Origin of the sequence: Candidatus Manganitrophus noduliformans (assembly GCF_012184425.1) — a bacterium.
Classification (GTDB): Bacteria; Nitrospirota; Nitrospiria; order SBBL01; family Manganitrophaceae; genus Manganitrophus; species Manganitrophus noduliformans.
The window spans coordinates 351,628-366,177 of the sequence record NZ_VTOW01000001.1; the positions used below are offsets into that span (position 1 = coordinate 351,628).

The following is a 14,550-nucleotide window of genomic DNA, read 5'->3' on the forward strand; positions in this document are numbered from 1 at the left end:
ATTGAACTTGTATACCATCCAGTTGAAAATTCCGCCTCGGTAGTTTGCCGGATATTCATTACGAAATACTTTAGAAGACAGATGAGAGGTTCCAGATAAAATGAAGGGGCTGAAGCCGGATCGACGTGGAAGAAATAGACCGGTCCAATGAAAGTAATGGGTCAATCGAGAATCAAGAAAGACACTGCGGAGTGCGGACTTCGGAGTTGAAGCAAAAGAAATGAGGGATCGAGAGCGGAGAGCCCTCGTTGGGTTTCATGTGAGTCGACTGGAAAAGCGGCGGCCATCCGGCCGCCGTCGAGAGAAGGGTCATTCGGAATCAAAAACGGGCGGGGGAAAGGTTGATCGCGCCGAAACGGAGTGCGGGACAGCGCCGCGAACCGGGATCGCCCTGGAGCGCCGGCGTCTAGAACTTATCCGCGGCTTTATCGAAGGAGTCGCTCAGCGTTTCATAGCTCTCCACAAAGCCCTTCTTGACCTCTTCCCAGGCGCCGGAGGAGCTCTGCTTCATGGAGCCCACCCACTCGGCCACTTTTTCGCGCTGATTTTTAATTCCTTCCAGCGACGTCTTTGCGGTTTTGCGCGCCGAGTCTCCCATCCGGTCCCATTCCCTCTTGATTCTCGATTCCATCTGTTCAATCCGGCCGTCCAGATTATCCAGGACCGCTTTCCCTTTCTTCACCGCTTCGTCTTTTTGGTCGGCGGAATATTCTTTGATCGCCTCAACCGCCTCCTTCACCTCTTGGCCGACCTCTTTCTTCCCTGCGGGGGGGTCGGCGGAAAAAGCCGGCATGACCAAGAAAAAGATAAAAGCACCGATCAGCGTGGCGCAGACAGCCTTGTAAATCTTCATCGTGTTTGCCTCCTTATCAACATCCAAGAGCAGTAGATTACCACGAACGGATCGGATGATAAAGTGTCTCTCACGGGCGATTGACTCGCTTCCTGAACCGTCTCCTCCCGCGAATGTTGACAACGAATCGGAATCAGAATATACCTTGAACCTGATCAGTGATCGTCGGCGTTCTTCCGGAGCACCTCTCCGCGGAAAGGAGAAAACCTTCATGCCAAAAAAGTCAGGATTTCGGCGCAAAAGATCCAAACGGCCGGTGTTTGACGCGAAAGGCCGATCGAAAACGGTATCGGTCAGCCGTTCGGATCTCAGGGACCTTGTTTCGGAACTCGGATTCGGTTCTCCCGCGGCGTTCTTCAAAGCAAACGCCGATCTCTTCTATCTTTTCGGTCATAAGAAAGAAATCACCCTCCCCCCCGCGAAAGGCGTTGAGAAACAAGCGGTCGAGAAGCCGCTCTCCCCGGAAGAGATCGAAAGAGCGCTTCGCATCCTTCTGCGCGCAATCGCACTCGCGTCGGGTCCGCAGTTGGCGAGGGTCCCCCCTCCCGAAGAAGAGGAAACGGTGGGCGGTCGGCCGGCCGTGGAGATCACCCGCAAAGAGGGGTGCGAATGCCCCTGTCCGGACGGAATCACGGTCGACTTTTTAATCGAATGGGACGCCGCGGGGCCGGTCAATCCCGATCTCTTCTCCGACTCGCTCACCCGCGGCGCCACCCGGAACCCGGCGGGACAGGCGGCGGGAGAGACCGTCGAGATCGAGGGGGACAAGACCGTCACGCTCAATTTCGGCAACCCCGCCCTCGGACAGCTCAATACCGGCGACATCATCGCGACGTTCACGCTCAAGCCGTTTTTCGGCGGCGGGTTCGACGACGACGCCTGCTGCATCACCGCGACCGGATCGTTCGTCGGCACCGCCCGGATCGCCAGCTTCACAAACCGCGGTCAGGCCAATGAGCAGGTCGCGCGGGGGCGGACGAGAATCAATCAGACGATCCAAGTCGGCGATTGCGAGTTGGAGGAGGATCAGGAGCCCTGCTGCACGGCCGTTTATCGATGGCTTTTTGCCAAGGGGTTCGCAGTCAATGCATTGGGGTTCGACGTCGAAGCCGTCGTCCGGGGGATCATTACCGCCGAACTGAAGGTCTGGAAGGTCTGAGACGAGGATCATTCGGCAAACGAAAGAATCACTGGAAAATCAACGGCGTGATGATTTTAGAAGAAATCCAGCCGGTCAGGCTTTCTCTCGACGGGTCGAATGCTCGGCTGCCGCTGCGATGAAACGGTTCAGGACGAGACATGAATAACCATGAATAACAATGTGGTGCTTCGAGGCTCTGTTGCAAGCATCCTTGTCACCCTCCCCATCGGCATGATTGTGCTTCGTCTGCTTCCGGGCTGGGACGGCCTCGTGAGGGATATGGGCGCGGGGGGGGCGTGGACCGTCGCATTCGTCTCTCAGCTCATTTATGGCTGGGTGATCGGGATCGCCACCTTTGCCTTTCTGAAGCTTCTTGAAAAATTAAAATATCAAGGGAGCGCCTTCGGCGCCGGCCTGAGCGCCGCGATCAGCGTCACGACCATCAATATTCTCTCCATCCGGTTTTCCGTCGATTTCGGCGCCGCGCTGGTTTTGTGGTTGGCGTGGGCGACCTGGGTCGTCAATTATGTGGTGTACCTGTTCATGAAGCTGCTGAATCGCTCGCGCCGGCCGATTGCTTAGCGCGCCGGAACCGGTCTCGCCGGCCGGCACATTTTATCCGCCCTTCGATTTTTTCCGCATGCGCTCCGCTCACCTCGGCAGTGACTCATTTCCACAACCGACATCGAGCCCCCTTCTCTTTTCTTGTGATAACCCTTCCGGAGGTGATACAATGGCGGAGTAATTATATAGGGGATAGCGAATGGCGGAAGAGCAGAAGACGGCGATTTACGTGGGGTGGATGGAGAGGCTGGAGCAGTGGGGATATGTCACCGCGGGGCTGAGCTTTCTCATCCTGGGGATGGTTGTCTTCGGATACGGCTGGGTGGCCTTTTACCGAGCCCTGAACGAGAGTGTCCTGCTGGCGGCGATGCTGCTGATGAACGATCTTCTCCTGGTTCTGATTCTTCTTGAGCTGTTCAGAACCGTCCTCAATTTTTTGAAAACCCACACGGTCAGTCTGGAGTCGTTCTTTTATGTCGGCATTGTCGCCGCGATCCGGAAAATCCTGACCACCGGCGCCAAGGAGACCTATTTCGACATCTCCAAGGCGCCCCGGCCCGACGAGGCGGGCGAATTTTACCGTTACCTGATGGACACCGGCCTGAACGGACTTCTCATCCTCGTTCTGGTGGTCGCCATGTTCGTCTATCGCCGGTTCCTGGTGATGAGGGCTTAACGACCTTCCCTTCGATTCTCAAGGCGGCCCGAGGCCCCGGACGCCGCTTCCCCGCTCCTCGCCGTCGAACGTTCCGCCTCCCAGCCCGACGTGCGGAACGCCGCTGACCGATTGCGCGACGAGGACCGGTTGGTTCTCTTCGATTTCGGCCTCCACCCGATATTCCAAATCAAAGCCGAGGTCCCGCTCGATCTCGGCGACCACAAACCGTTTGACCGTACCGGCCACCCGGACGGTCTCCTTCATCGACTCCGGCGGCTCGCCCGGGAGCTCTTTCGGCAGCGGCATCGGCTCCGTGGTCACGACGATCAACTCGCTCTCAAACGGCCCTTCATCCGAGATGGAGAAGACCCCCGGCTGATAAAACCGCTTGATTTCGGCGCTCACCAATACACTTTCTCCGACGTATCGTTCGGGGTTCTCCGTGATCTTCTCGACCGTGACCCCCCCTTGCGCGTCCCGCTCGATCTCCGAAACCCGCTCCTCCTCCCGGACACATCCCGCTGCAAACACCAGGAAAAGAAACGCCAGAAAAAAATAAACCCGATCTCCCTGGCGAATCAGGCGGAACGGCGTCGTTTTCGTCGGAGATGATTTTTTCATTACGGGGCTTCCTCCCTCTTTAGAAGATGAACGCATCCGGCCGAGATTGATTAAACCTCATAATGGATGACTTGCAATAATCATAAAGGGGTGACCTCTCCGGCCGCAATTCCCAAGAAGAATTACCTGAAGATCCCCCGAACGGGTCATCCGATAGAGGACAGGTTATTTCACTAAAGGACACCGTCTGTGATTCCGTGGGATGGATTCGCTCGCAAGGAATATGCGAAAATAGTAGCTAACGGGGAGCGGAGGAGGGAAGCGGCCGCGCCGGGGCAAGTCGAATCTCCCGGTCCGGCAATAAGGAGGAATAGAATGAAAAAAGGGTTGATTCGAGGGTTTCTGATTTTGACGATGATCGCCCAGCTGTTTTACGCCGGGCAGGTTCTGGCCGACGATGAACCTTCTTCGGGGCACAGAGAGGTGTCGGGGACGGTTGAAAAAGTGGAGAGCGATTTAATCTCCGTAAAAACGGAAGAAGGGACCACCCGGACCTTCACCGTCAGCGAAAGCAAACGGGAAAACGTCCGATCGTTGAAAGCGGGAGACAAGGTGGTCCTGGAAATGGATGAAGGGAACCAGATCATCGATATTCACCGCGAAGGATCGATCATCACCAAAGGAGATCATCGGCACCGCTCGATCGCGGGAACGTTAAAAATGTTCAGCCGGGCGGACAAGAAGATTATCATTGAATCGAATGACGGCGGAACGGAGAGCTTTTTGGTCAAAGACTCGGCCGCTTCAAAATTGGGCTCCATCAGAGAAGGGACCCAAGTCACCCTGGAAATCGACGAGCAAAACCGTGTGATGGATGTGCACGGCGGTTGATCGCTGCGCCTTGAGTGGATCGGGCGGGGGGGGGGGCCGCAATACTCCCCCCGCCCGAAGACCCGAAGAAATGATCAGCTCCCCTCTTTCTCCAACTTCTGCAGCATCTCTTCAAAGAAGGGCCGGTCTCGAAGGCTCATAAAATCGTTTCTAAACCGGATCGCTTCGATTTCAACCGAATCGCCGACGACGTCCCGGAGCACCAACGCAAACCGGCTGCCGTCGCTGAGTTTGGTGTTGTCCATGTAGGGGAGATCGAAATAGGAAATATCAAACTGGAGGCTCCCCTTCAGCAGGCTTCCTTGAAGAACATCCCCTTTAAAGAGATCGTCGTAGATGCCGACTTGAATCGTGGCGTAGGCCTTATTCACCGAAACCGGCATGATCTCCAGCGACTGGCGCCGGGTATCGCCGGTCAGATCGACCAGATTGATGAGGGTCTCCGCCAGACCGTCGCCTCCGTTGTTTGTGCTCCCCGGCTCCAGACAGCGACCGGGCAGAAAACTCTGAAAGGGGGTCCCGTCCTGTTTCCGAAGGGTGGCAAATTCTTCCCGGTTATAGAGTCTTACGCAGATCGGCTCTTCTTTTTCGATGTTGAACACCGAGCTTGTCCCGATATTGTTCAGCATTTTAGACTGCCGGGAAACGATGTTCATCGAGACGCGGATGATCTGCCGTTCTAAGTCTTCCCATTTTTTCCGCTCGGCGTCGGTCTGCGCCGCCGTCCGTTTCCGCTCCAGCCCCGTGTAGACCTCTTCGAAAAGGGGCTTCGCGTTAAAAAACTCCTGAAAGTTGATCGTCAACAGCTCCAGAAACATGATCCGCCGCCGGAAAGCGTCTTCATCTGCCTTCACAAAATCTTCTTTCAGCGAGCCGAGATAACCGTTCAAGAGCGTTTCGAACATCGATTGCCGGATATCGGTGTCGGCCTTCTCCCGCTCCGTCATCGTCCGGACGAACATCTCGGCCCGGCGGTTCTCTTCCGTGTAGGAGTTGATCAAGACCGGAATCAGAATGGCGCTGACGGCGGCGCTGAAGCCGGCCAGGATTTTTGCGAACGACTCCATCTTCGCCCAGCCATCGGTCCGCTTCTCTTTCTCAGGCATGGAGATCCTTTTTAAAGTTGAATGTCGTGGCTGGTTTTGTCGGATTCGACCTTCACGGGGAACTCCTCCCCTCGGATAATCAATGTGTGATTTCCCGGCGGCAGATCGAGTTTATACTCCCCTTTGGGACCGGTCTTCGTTTTTGTCTCCGTCCCCTTCACGGCCACGGTCAGGTTCGCGACCGGCGCCCCTTTGCTGAAGACCCTTCCCGAAAGCTCCGCCGCCGGCGACGGCTGTGAAAGAAGAACGATGGAGAAAAACAGAAATGCGGAAAAGAAGATCCTCTTCATTTTTTACTCCTTATCTTTTCTGCAACCCGGTGAAGGAAATGAAAACTGGAAAACGATTCTAGCCGATCTCGATACGATCTGCAAATATCGATAAGTGCGCCGGCCTTTCCCTAAATTGCAATTCCGGTCCGATTTGTCTATGATACCCCCTATGAAAGTGAAGCTTTATCACCCCACGCGCGAAATCATCCTGAAAGGACCCAAACAGGTCGCCGTTCTTCTGAGGGAGCTCAACCTTCCCAAAGAGGCGCACCTCGTCATCTGCGGCGATGAGCTGGTCACGGAAGACTTGGTGATCCCCGATGACCAGACGGTCGAGATCCGCCCCGTGATCTCGGGAGGAGAGTGATCCGATGAAGTGCCGTCAATGTCAAAAGTCGGCCGTTATTAAAATGGAGCGCCACAACACCTCCCTCTGCGGCGGCTGCTTCAACCTTTACGTCCACGACCAGGTCGATCGGGCGATCACCGAGCAGAAGATGTTCGATCATGGAGAGCAGATTCTCGTCGCGATCTCCGGCGGGAAAGACTCGCTCGCTCTCTGGGATGTCCTCATTAAACTCGGCTACAGGACGGCGGGGCTCCATTTGGATTTGGGGATCGAAGCGTATTCGGAAGTCTCCCGGAAAAAAGTCGAGACGTTCGCGGCGTCACGCGGCTTGGATCTGATCGTCCATCCCTACAAAGAGGCCTACGGTCTCGGCGTGATCGAAATTGCGGAGGAGACGGCCCGGCCGGCCTGCTCCGCCTGCGGGACGATGAAGCGCTACCACTTCAACCGGATCGCGATGGAGCGGGGGTTCCCCGTCGTCGCCACCGGACACAATCTGGATGATGAGGCCTCGCGTCTATTGGGAAACGTATTGCAGTGGCAGGAAGAATATTTGGAGAAACAGTCGCCGGTCCTCTCCGACGAGGGGGGGACCTGGGCGAGAAAGGTGAAGCCGCTTTTCCGCCTCGCGGAGCGGGAGATCGCGGCCTATTCGATTCTGAACCGGATCGATTACATCGTCGATGAGTGCCCCATGTCGAAGGGGGCGAAGATGCTCCTTTATAAAGACATCCTCAACCGGCTGGAAGAGGCCTCCCCCGGCACGAAGCATAAATTTTATCTCGGCTTTCTGAAGCGGCCGCGCGCCGCGACGGCGACGGCGAAACCGGTCGATCTTCACCCCTGTCAGTCGTGCGGCCAGCCGACGCCGGGAGCGGTCTGCGGATTCTGCCGGTTGATGCAGCGGGTGACCCCATGAGGCTTTTTTCTTCCGGAGAACGGGTTCATCTCGTCAACGCCAAAGGGGACCACTACCCGCTGACATTGAAGGCGGGAGCGCTCTTTCAATTCAGCGGGGAGACCATCCCGCACGACGCCATCATCGGCCTGGAGGATGGAAGCGAGATCACCCTGTCGCGCGGCAGCCGCTTCTTTGTGTTCAAGCCGACCCTGGCGGAGTATACCTTGCACATGCCGCGGGGTGCCCAGATCCTCTATCCGAAAGATCTGGCGCTCATCTGCATGTGGGCCGACATCCACCCCGGCGCGACGGTGGTGGAGGCGGGAATCGGATCGGGGGCGTTGACGATGGCGATGTTGAATGCGGTCGGGGAAAAGGGGCGGGTGATCAGTTACGAGATCCGCGAAGATTTCGCCCGGCGGGCGGTGGCGAACATCGAGGCCTATCTTGGGTCGGCGATCACGACCGACCGACTGTTGGTCCGCCAGCAGGATATTTACGAGGGGATCGAGGAGGAAGAGGTCGACCGGATCGTCCTCGATCTGCCGGAGCCGCACAAAGTGGTGCCGCACGCCGTGACCAAGCTCCGCTCCGGCGGGATCTTCCTGTCATTTCTTCCGACCGTCCCGCAGGTGGAGCTGGTGGTCGGCGCCCTCCGGAAAGAGCCGGCCTTCTCCGAGATCGAGACTTTCGAGACGCTGCTGCGCACCTGGAACATCGACGGCCGCAGCGTCCGCCCCGATCACCGGATGGTCGCCCACTCCGGATTCCTCACAACGGCGCGGCGGGTGAAGCGGCTCCCGAAGAAAGAGTTCACGGTCCGGCCGGAGGAGGGTCCCCTCCCGGAGAAGGAGACAATCGAGAAGGAACAAATATGAACGCAGACGAGCTCCGCGCCGTGCAAGCGCCGTTGAAGGCGCGTTATCGTGAGGAACCGTCCGCCGCGAAGGTCACCCTCTCCGCGGAAGGAATCCTCGGAGAAGCGTCGGTCACCTGCAAGGTGTCGACAGGGCGGGCGCTCGTGGAGGCCGGTCTTCATCCGGCGAGCGGCGGAAGCGGCCTGGCCGCCTGCTCGGGCGACATGCTCCTGGAAGCGCTGGTCGGATGCGCGGGGGTCACCCTTAAAGCGGTCGCCACGGCGCTTGCGATCCCGCTTCGGTCGGGCAAAATCATGGCGGAGGGAGATCTCGACTTCCGGGGGACCTTGGGGGTTGACAAACAAACTCCGGTGGGGTTTACTGAGGTTCGTCTTCGCTTCCAGCTCGACACCGACGCCGCCCCGGACCAGATTGCGACCCTGCTGAAATTGACCGAGCGCTACTGCGTGGTCTATCAGACCTTGCGGAATTCGCCCCGATTGACCCTCTCCCATGAAGTGACGGGATAGGCGTCAAGAAACGACCGGGCGATAAGAAAGTCTTTTGAACAACATTCCATCCACTTCTTTGTATGTAAAGGATCAGATCATGATCAAACGTTCTTCTCTTTTTGTTTTTATGATCCTCCTCGCCCTCTTCTCGGCATCGATCGCCGACGCGCAAAAGAAGAGTAAAAAACCGGCGCCGCCGGAGCAGATCGGCCAGGCCGCCTTTCCAATCTCCTGTAAAAAGACGGTTCAGAAATCGTTCGACCGGGGGATCGCCCTGCTCCACTCCTTCTGGTACCAGGAGGCGGAGAAAGCGTTTACTTCGGTCATTCAAACCGATCCCAACTGCGCCATGGGATATTGGGGGATCGCGATGAGCGTCTATCACCCCCTTTGGGAAGCGCCCAACGCCGCCGATCTGAAACGGGGATGGACCTTCGCCGCCCGGGCGAAGAAGCTCGGGAGCAAGAACGAACGGGAGAGGGACTACCTGGCCGCCCTTGAAATTTTTTATCATGATTCCGATAAGGTCGACCATGCAACCCGCGCCCTCGCCTATCAAAAGGCATTGGAGCAGCTTCACCAAAAACATCCGGGCGACCGGGAAGGGGCGATCTTTTATGCCCTCTCTCTTCTGGGGACCGCCTCTCCGAGCGACAAGAGCTACACGAACCAGAAGAAAGCGGTGGAAATTCTCAATCCGATTTTGGCCGAGGCCCCCGAGCATCCCGGCGTGATTCACTATCTGATCCATGCCACCGATTCGCCGGCGCTCGCTTCGGAAGGGCTGAACGCCGCGCGGGCCTATGCGAAGATCGCCCCGTCGGTTCCGCACGCCCTTCACATGCCCTCTCACATCTTCATCCGTCTCGGGCTTTGGCAGGAGGCGATCGACTCCAACCGCGCCTCCGACGCCGCCGCAAAATCGAAAATGAAGGGGAATCCCGACCCGCGGCTTCATGCGATGGATTACATGGTCTACGCTTATCTCCAGAGCGGACAGGACCTCCAGGCAAAGGGGATCTTGAACGATCTCTCCTTTCTTCCCAAGGCGAAGCAGGAGACCCTGACCGCCGCCTACGCGATGGCGGCGATCCCTGCCCGCCATGCGATCGAGCGGCGCCGCTGGGCGGAAGCGCTGGCCCTCTCCGCCCGGCCGAGCCGCTATCCTTACACGGAAGCGATCACCTATTTCAGCCGCGCCGTCGGGGCGGCCCGAAACCGCCGCCTGATCGAAGCGCGCGGCGAGCTGGAAGTGCTTCGGTCGGTTCGCGACCGCTTGGTGGAATCGAAAAACGAATACTGGGCGAACCAGGTCGAAGTGCTCCTTCAGGCCGCGGCGGCCTGGACCGAATACGCCGACGGGAAACATGAGCGGGCCGTGATGCACATGCGCACGGCGGCCGATCTGGAAGACTCCCTTGAAAAACACCCGGTCACCCCCGGCCCGATCGTGCCGGCGAGGGAGATGCTCGCCGATCTTCTGCTGGAGGTGGGGGAGCCGAAAGAGGCGCTGGTCGAATTCGAGAAGTCGCTTCAGACCTCCCCGAATCGGTTCAACGGCTTCTACGGCGCCGCCCGCGCCGCCGAGCGCGCGGAAGACTTCAAAACGGCCCGGATCTATTATGAGAAGCTGGTGGCGCTGGCCGGGGAAGCGAACGGCCGCCAAACGGAGCTGGCGGAAGCAAAGACATTTCTTGAGAAAACGGCCGAGCAGACGGGGGCCGAAGAATCGGCCGCGCAACCGGCCGAAACGGAGCCCGAGTCGTGAATCAACAGGAAAAATATGTCTGAATATCAGGTTGCAATTGACTGGGAACGGGAAACCGAGCAATTTACCTACGAGTCATACAGCCGCGATCACCTCTGGACCTTTCCCGGCGGGGTGCGGGTCTCGGCATCTGCGGCTCCCGATTATCAGGGGAATCCGAGCTATGTGAATCCGGAAGAGGCGCTTGTCGGGGCACTGTCGAGCTGCCACATGTTGACCTTCCTCGCCGTCGCCGCCCGAAAGCGGTTTGTCGTCGATTCCTATCATGATGACGCCACCGGCATTCTGGAGAAGAATGCGGAGGGGAAGCTCGCAATGACGCGTGTTACCCTGCGGCCGAAGATTACTTTCTCGGGGGAGAAGAAGCCGACCGCAGAAGAGTTGAAGATACTTCACGATCAGGCGCACCGCGGCTGCTTCATTGCAAACTCCGTGACCACGAAGGTGACTGTAGAGAGCAGATAGGGGCGTGGGGCATGGCGCACCTGGTGTGGAGATCGGGAAGCAAACCGGTTCTTCTAGTGCTGGCCCCACATAAAATGAGAGCGGGGAAATGGATCAAGCGCGGACGATCAAAACGGTCATCACTCCCCAGCCGGTGATCGAAGGGGCCGGGGTGCACCTCAAGCGAAGCATCGCCACCCGCACCCTCAGCGAGCTGGATCCGTTTTTGTTGTTCGACCACTTCGGATCGGAAAATCCGGACGACTATCTGGCCGGATTCCCGATGCACCCCCACCGCGGGATCGAAACGGTCACCTATATGCTGGCCGGAACGGTCCGGCATCGGGATACCCTCGGAAACGCCGGAACGATCGGGCCGGGCGACATTCAGTGGATGACGTCGGGGAGGGGAATCCTTCACGAAGAGATGCCGCAGCCGAGCGCGAGGCTGGACGGGTTCCAGCTCTGGGTCAATCTTCCGGCCCGGCTCAAGATGACCGCTCCCCGATATCAAGACATTTCCGCCGCGAAGATTCCGGTCTGGACGGGAGAAAACGGGGTGACGATCCGGGTGATCGCCGGGGAGGTCGGCGGCATCCGGGGGGCGGTGACCGATATCGCGGCCGATCCGACCTATCTTGATATCACGCTCCCGGCGAACGTCGCTTTTCGCAGGTCGGTTCCGCAAGGCCATGCCGCCTTCGCCTATCTTTTCGAGGGGGCGGGGACGTTCGGGATCGCTGAGTCGGACGGCGTTTCCGCGTCGGCGCCCAGATTGTTGGTGCTCGACGACGGCGACTTCCTCGCCGTCCGCGCGGGGGAAAGCGGCGTCCGATTTCTTCTCGTCTCCGGTCAACCGCTCAACGAGCCGATCGCCCGCTACGGCCCTTTCGTCATGAACACCCGCGAGGAGATCGAGCAGACCCTCCGCGAGCTTCGCGAGGGGACCTTTATCCGCTAAAGAGGGCCGGACTCGGATCTTCCCAACGATCCGCTCTCTCAATGCCCCGCAATCTTCAGCCTTTTCCGAACCGGCCACTCTCCCTCTTGCATCTAAAAAACCACTCTGTTTATAATTAAGCAGGGCTTTTTTGTTTTGGAGAACCTTTCCATGAACGAGCTGACGGAACAGATCTTAGGTTTAGAGCCGGGGGATCATCTTTGCCTCATTTATGATCAGGACCCCGCCGAGCAGATGCCGGCGCTGGTTCCCTTTATCAAACAAGGACTGGCGGGCGGAGAGCAGTGTATTTATATCGCCGATGATCAGACGACCGACGAAGTGGCCCGCGCGCTTGAAGGGAGCGGAATCGACGTTCGCGATGAATTGAAACGGGGCGCGCTGCTCCTGTGGACCCGGGAGGAGTGGCGCCAGCCGGGCGAGTTCGATTCCGACAAAAAAGCGGCCCAGGTGCGTCAGTTCATCGATGCCGCCTTTGCGGCGGGATTCACCGGAATTCGGTTTGCGGTGGAAATGACCTGGACCCTCGGGCCCGCGATCAGCGCGGAACGGTTAAAACATTGGGAGGCGACCATCAATAAAATCTTCATTCCCGGCTTCCCGGGCCGGATCGTCTGTCAATACAGCCGCCATCGCCTCGCCCCGGCGGTCGTAGAGACCTCGTTGAACACCCACCCGCTCGCCATCATCGGACAAACGGTTTATCCCAATCTCTTTTATGAAGCTCCCCTGATTCTGGACGGCCGGTCCGAAGCGGATAAATTGGACTGGATGATCTCTCAGCTGAAAAACGCCCGTCTGGAAGAAAAGAAACGCGCAGGACACCAAGAGCGGGAGCAAAACAAGAGACTCCGGCAAATCTATCAGCTCAACGATCAGGTCAATCGGGCCGAGGCCCTTGAGGAGATTTACAAGGCCTCGCTCGACATGATTCTTCAATCGGTGAAGGCCGATCGCGCCGCCATTCTATTGATGGACGACGATCAGGTCATGCGCTTTAAAGCGTGGCGCGGACTTTCGGAAGAATACCGCGAGGCTGTGCAGGGACATTCTCCCTGGCAGCCCGGCGCCCCCGATCCGCAGCCGGTCTGTATCCCAGACATCGATCATGCCCCCTTGGACGCGCCTCTGCGAGAGGTTGTTCGTCGGGAAGGAATCCAAGCGCTCGGATTCTTTCCCTTGGTCTATCAAAAGCGGCTGCTGGGGAAATTTATGGTTTACTACAACACGGCGCATCCTTTTCTTGAGGAGGAGGTGCAGCTCGCGCAGACGATCGCCGGCCACGTCGCCTTTTCCATTCAGAGCAAGCGGCGAGAAGAGGCGCTGCGCCAAAGCCAAGAGCGCCTGAATGTCGCCTTGAGCGCGGGACGAATGGGGGCCTGGGAATGGGACCTTCGGACCGGGAAGATCGCTTGGAACAGCACGCTTGAGGCCATTCATGGAATTCCACCGGGGACATTCGGGGGATGTTTCGAAGATTTTAAACGCGACATCCATCCGGAAGACCTGGAACGGGTCTTGGCCGCGATCAATCGAACATTGCGGGACGGGAGCGAATACCAAATCGAGTATCGAATCCTCTCTCCGGATCAAAGGCTCCTCTGGTTGGAGGCGAGGGGACAGCTCTTTCTCGATGCGAACGGCCGGCCGGAGCGGATGGTCGGCGTCTGCATGGATATCACCGAGCGCAAGCGAATGGAAGAGGCGCTGACGCAAAGAACGAGCGAAGCGCAAGAGGCGAGCCGGGTGAAGTCGGAGTTTGTCTCGAATGTCTCTCACGAGTTGAGGACCCCGTTGAATGCAATTATCGGCTTCTCTCATCTTGTATTGGGTCATATTTACGGCTCGATTAACGAGGAACAAAGATCTGCGTTGGAGGGGGTGATCCGAAACGCGGACGACCTCCGCAAGCTGATCGATAATCTTTTGGATCTCTCGAAAATAGAGTCCGGCAAGACCCCCCTGAAAATCGCGCCGGTGGAGATCCCCGCCTTGATCGAAGATGTGTCGGCCGGGCTCCAATCGCTGCTGGAAAAGAAGCGTCTCTCTCTTCACTGTGAAAAGAGAACGCTCCCGCTCATTCAATCGGACGCGGATAAGATCAAGCAGATTTTGGTCAATCTCCTCTCCAATGCGATTAAATTTACGCCCGAAGGGGGGGTCACGGTCGAGATGGAAGATCGGCCCGAAAGAGAAGGGATCGAGATTCGCGTTCACGATACCGGCATCGGCATCAAACCGGAAGACCTTGCGAAGATCTTCAACGCGTTTCATCAGGTGGACGGGACCGCAACCCGCGAGTTTGGGGGGAGCGGTTTGGGTCTCACGATCGTGAAACAACTGGTCGATCTTTTAAAAGGGGAGATCGGCGTAGAAAGCGAATTCGGAAAAGGATCGACCTTTATCCTCTCGCTTCCTTATCGCGCCGATGGAAGATCGCCGGAGATCAATCCGGCGCCCGAGCGCGGTTCTTATCATAAATCGCCCATAAAATAAGGACAAACGCAAAGAGGCGGATCACATAAACGAAGGTGCGAACCTCGTCTTCTTGATTGATCAGGACGAGAATGATCCGCTCCGCGGCGAGCATCCAAAACGCCAGCGCGAAAATTGCGAAGAGGCGGTCTCCCGTTTTTTTCCAGAAGCGAAGGAAGAAAAGTCCGGCCACCCAACAGGCCATCATAATTGCGCCGGAGACAAATCCGATCATCT

The 14,550-nt window shown here is 57.7% G+C and carries 17 protein-coding genes; 12 read left to right on the plus strand and 5 right to left on the minus strand.

The window, feature by feature from the left end; translation table 11 throughout:
* Positions 1 to 406: 406 nt before the first annotated feature.
* Entirely contained in the window at positions 407 to 853 is a 447-nt protein-coding gene (locus MNODULE_RS01635) for a sll1863 family stress response protein (RefSeq protein WP_168057747.1), read from the minus strand.
* Between the two features lie 211 nt (positions 854 to 1,064).
* Here MNODULE_RS01635 and MNODULE_RS01640 point away from each other — a divergent pair, with 211 nt between their 5' ends.
* The 3 genes from MNODULE_RS01640 (at position 1,065) to MNODULE_RS01650 (ending at position 3,234) form a co-directional block, all read left to right on the plus strand.
* A complete protein-coding gene (locus tag MNODULE_RS01640; RefSeq protein WP_168057748.1) occupies positions 1,065 to 2,012 on the plus strand; it encodes a hypothetical protein in 948 nt (315 codons plus the stop codon).
* Between the two features lie 150 nt (positions 2,013 to 2,162).
* Positions 2,163 to 2,576 carry a hypothetical protein gene (locus MNODULE_RS01645; protein ID WP_168057749.1) on the plus strand — a complete coding sequence of 138 codons (414 nt, stop codon included), beginning with the start codon at positions 2,163 to 2,165 and terminating at the stop codon, positions 2,574 to 2,576.
* 181 nt (positions 2,577 to 2,757) lie between these two features.
* Entirely contained in the window at positions 2,758 to 3,234 is a 477-nt protein-coding gene (locus MNODULE_RS01650; RefSeq protein ID WP_168057750.1) for a phosphate-starvation-inducible PsiE family protein, read from the plus strand.
* An 18-nt stretch (positions 3,235 to 3,252) separates the two neighbouring features.
* On the opposite strand, the gene MNODULE_RS01655 is transcribed toward MNODULE_RS01650, so the two are convergent.
* Entirely contained in the window at positions 3,253 to 3,837 is a 585-nt protein-coding gene (locus MNODULE_RS01655) for a hypothetical protein (protein WP_168057751.1), read from the minus strand.
* Positions 3,838 to 4,152: 315 nt separating this feature from the next.
* On the opposite strand from MNODULE_RS01655, the gene MNODULE_RS01660 reads away from it, so the two are divergent.
* Positions 4,153 to 4,668: a hypothetical protein gene (locus tag MNODULE_RS01660; protein ID WP_168057752.1), complete on the plus strand. Its 516-nt coding sequence runs from the start codon at positions 4,153 to 4,155 to the stop codon at positions 4,666 to 4,668.
* 74 nt (positions 4,669 to 4,742) lie between these two features.
* Here MNODULE_RS01660 and MNODULE_RS01665 read toward each other — a convergent pair whose 3' ends face one another.
* Together MNODULE_RS01665 and MNODULE_RS01670 are read right to left on the minus strand one after the other, a co-directional pair.
* Entirely contained in the window at positions 4,743 to 5,774 is a 1,032-nt protein-coding gene (locus tag MNODULE_RS01665) for a hypothetical protein (protein ID WP_168057753.1), read from the minus strand.
* An 11-nt stretch (positions 5,775 to 5,785) separates the two neighbouring features.
* The gene (locus tag MNODULE_RS01670) at positions 5,786 to 6,064 is read right to left on the minus strand and encodes a carboxypeptidase regulatory-like domain-containing protein (RefSeq protein ID WP_168057754.1); all 279 of its coding nucleotides are present in this window, start codon (positions 6,062 to 6,064) and stop codon (positions 5,786 to 5,788) included.
* Between the two features lie 151 nt (positions 6,065 to 6,215).
* Here MNODULE_RS01670 and MNODULE_RS01675 point away from each other — a divergent pair, with 151 nt between their 5' ends.
* From MNODULE_RS01675 to MNODULE_RS01710, 8 genes are all read left to right on the plus strand, one after another.
* A complete protein-coding gene (locus MNODULE_RS01675; RefSeq protein ID WP_168057755.1) occupies positions 6,216 to 6,413 on the plus strand; it encodes a MoaD/ThiS family protein in 198 nt (65 codons plus the stop codon).
* A 4-nt stretch (positions 6,414 to 6,417) separates the two neighbouring features.
* A complete protein-coding gene (locus MNODULE_RS01680) occupies positions 6,418 to 7,314 on the plus strand; it encodes a PP-loop family protein (protein ID WP_168057756.1) in 897 nt (298 codons plus the stop codon).
* Positions 7,311 to 8,174: a tRNA (adenine-N1)-methyltransferase gene (locus tag MNODULE_RS01685; RefSeq protein WP_168057757.1), complete on the plus strand. Its 864-nt coding sequence runs from the start codon at positions 7,311 to 7,313 to the stop codon at positions 8,172 to 8,174. The genes MNODULE_RS01680 and MNODULE_RS01685 overlap by 4 nt, the downstream gene beginning before the upstream one ends.
* The gene (locus tag MNODULE_RS01690; protein ID WP_168057758.1) at positions 8,171 to 8,683 is read left to right on the plus strand and encodes an OsmC family protein; all 513 of its coding nucleotides are present in this window, start codon (positions 8,171 to 8,173) and stop codon (positions 8,681 to 8,683) included. Before MNODULE_RS01685 ends, MNODULE_RS01690 begins: the two co-directional genes overlap by 4 nt.
* 79 nt (positions 8,684 to 8,762) lie before the next feature.
* Positions 8,763 to 10,433, plus strand: a complete 1,671-nt coding sequence (locus tag MNODULE_RS01695) for a tetratricopeptide repeat protein (protein ID WP_168057759.1) — start codon at positions 8,763 to 8,765, stop codon at positions 10,431 to 10,433.
* Between the two features lie 15 nt (positions 10,434 to 10,448).
* Positions 10,449 to 10,898, plus strand: a complete 450-nt coding sequence (locus tag MNODULE_RS01700; protein ID WP_168057760.1) for an OsmC family protein — start codon at positions 10,449 to 10,451, stop codon at positions 10,896 to 10,898.
* An 88-nt stretch (positions 10,899 to 10,986) separates the two neighbouring features.
* Positions 10,987 to 11,838, plus strand: a complete 852-nt coding sequence (locus MNODULE_RS01705; protein ID WP_168057761.1) for a pirin family protein — start codon at positions 10,987 to 10,989, stop codon at positions 11,836 to 11,838.
* 150 nt (positions 11,839 to 11,988) lie between these two features.
* A complete protein-coding gene (locus MNODULE_RS01710; RefSeq protein ID WP_168057762.1) occupies positions 11,989 to 14,334 on the plus strand; it encodes an MEDS domain-containing protein in 2,346 nt (781 codons plus the stop codon).
* Here MNODULE_RS01710 and MNODULE_RS01715 read toward each other — a convergent pair.
* Positions 14,285 to 14,548, minus strand: coding sequence for a DUF5985 family protein (locus MNODULE_RS01715; protein ID WP_168057763.1), 264 nt, complete (start codon positions 14,546 to 14,548; stop codon positions 14,285 to 14,287). The two genes, MNODULE_RS01710 and MNODULE_RS01715, sit on opposite strands and share 50 nt — an antisense overlap.
* Between the last annotated feature and the right edge of the window lie 2 nt (positions 14,549 to 14,550).

Excerpts from the sequence above, each read along its gene's own strand:
- MNODULE_RS01685 (WP_168057757.1), top strand. The coding sequence starts at position 7,311 with ATGAGGCTTTTTTCTTCCGGAGAACGGGTTCATCTCGTCAACGCCAAA.
- MNODULE_RS01640 (WP_168057748.1), top strand. The coding sequence starts at position 1,065 with ATGCCAAAAAAGTCAGGATTTCGGCGCAAAAGATCCAAACGGCCGGTG.
- MNODULE_RS01655 (WP_168057751.1), bottom strand. The coding sequence starts at position 3,837 with ATGAAAAAATCATCTCCGACGAAAACGACGCCGTTCCGCCTGATTCGC.
- MNODULE_RS01645 (WP_168057749.1), top strand. The coding sequence starts at position 2,163 with ATGAATAACAATGTGGTGCTTCGAGGCTCTGTTGCAAGCATCCTTGTC.
- MNODULE_RS01665 (WP_168057753.1), bottom strand. The coding sequence starts at position 5,774 with ATGCCTGAGAAAGAGAAGCGGACCGATGGCTGGGCGAAGATGGAGTCG.
- MNODULE_RS01705 (WP_168057761.1), top strand. The coding sequence starts at position 10,987 with ATGGATCAAGCGCGGACGATCAAAACGGTCATCACTCCCCAGCCGGTG.
- MNODULE_RS01700 (WP_168057760.1), top strand. The coding sequence starts at position 10,449 with ATGTCTGAATATCAGGTTGCAATTGACTGGGAACGGGAAACCGAGCAA.
- MNODULE_RS01710 (WP_168057762.1), top strand. The coding sequence starts at position 11,989 with ATGAACGAGCTGACGGAACAGATCTTAGGTTTAGAGCCGGGGGATCAT.
- MNODULE_RS01695 (WP_168057759.1), top strand. The coding sequence starts at position 8,763 with ATGATCAAACGTTCTTCTCTTTTTGTTTTTATGATCCTCCTCGCCCTC.
- MNODULE_RS01680 (WP_168057756.1), top strand. The coding sequence starts at position 6,418 with ATGAAGTGCCGTCAATGTCAAAAGTCGGCCGTTATTAAAATGGAGCGC.
- MNODULE_RS01715 (WP_168057763.1), bottom strand. The coding sequence starts at position 14,548 with ATGATCGGATTTGTCTCCGGCGCAATTATGATGGCCTGTTGGGTGGCC.
- MNODULE_RS01670 (WP_168057754.1), bottom strand. The coding sequence starts at position 6,064 with ATGAAGAGGATCTTCTTTTCCGCATTTCTGTTTTTCTCCATCGTTCTT.
- MNODULE_RS01635 (WP_168057747.1), bottom strand. The coding sequence starts at position 853 with ATGAAGATTTACAAGGCTGTCTGCGCCACGCTGATCGGTGCTTTTATC.
- MNODULE_RS01660 (WP_168057752.1), top strand. The coding sequence starts at position 4,153 with ATGAAAAAAGGGTTGATTCGAGGGTTTCTGATTTTGACGATGATCGCC.
- MNODULE_RS01650 (WP_168057750.1), top strand. The coding sequence starts at position 2,758 with ATGGCGGAAGAGCAGAAGACGGCGATTTACGTGGGGTGGATGGAGAGG.
- MNODULE_RS01690 (WP_168057758.1), top strand. The coding sequence starts at position 8,171 with ATGAACGCAGACGAGCTCCGCGCCGTGCAAGCGCCGTTGAAGGCGCGT.
- MNODULE_RS01675 (WP_168057755.1), top strand. The coding sequence starts at position 6,216 with ATGAAAGTGAAGCTTTATCACCCCACGCGCGAAATCATCCTGAAAGGA.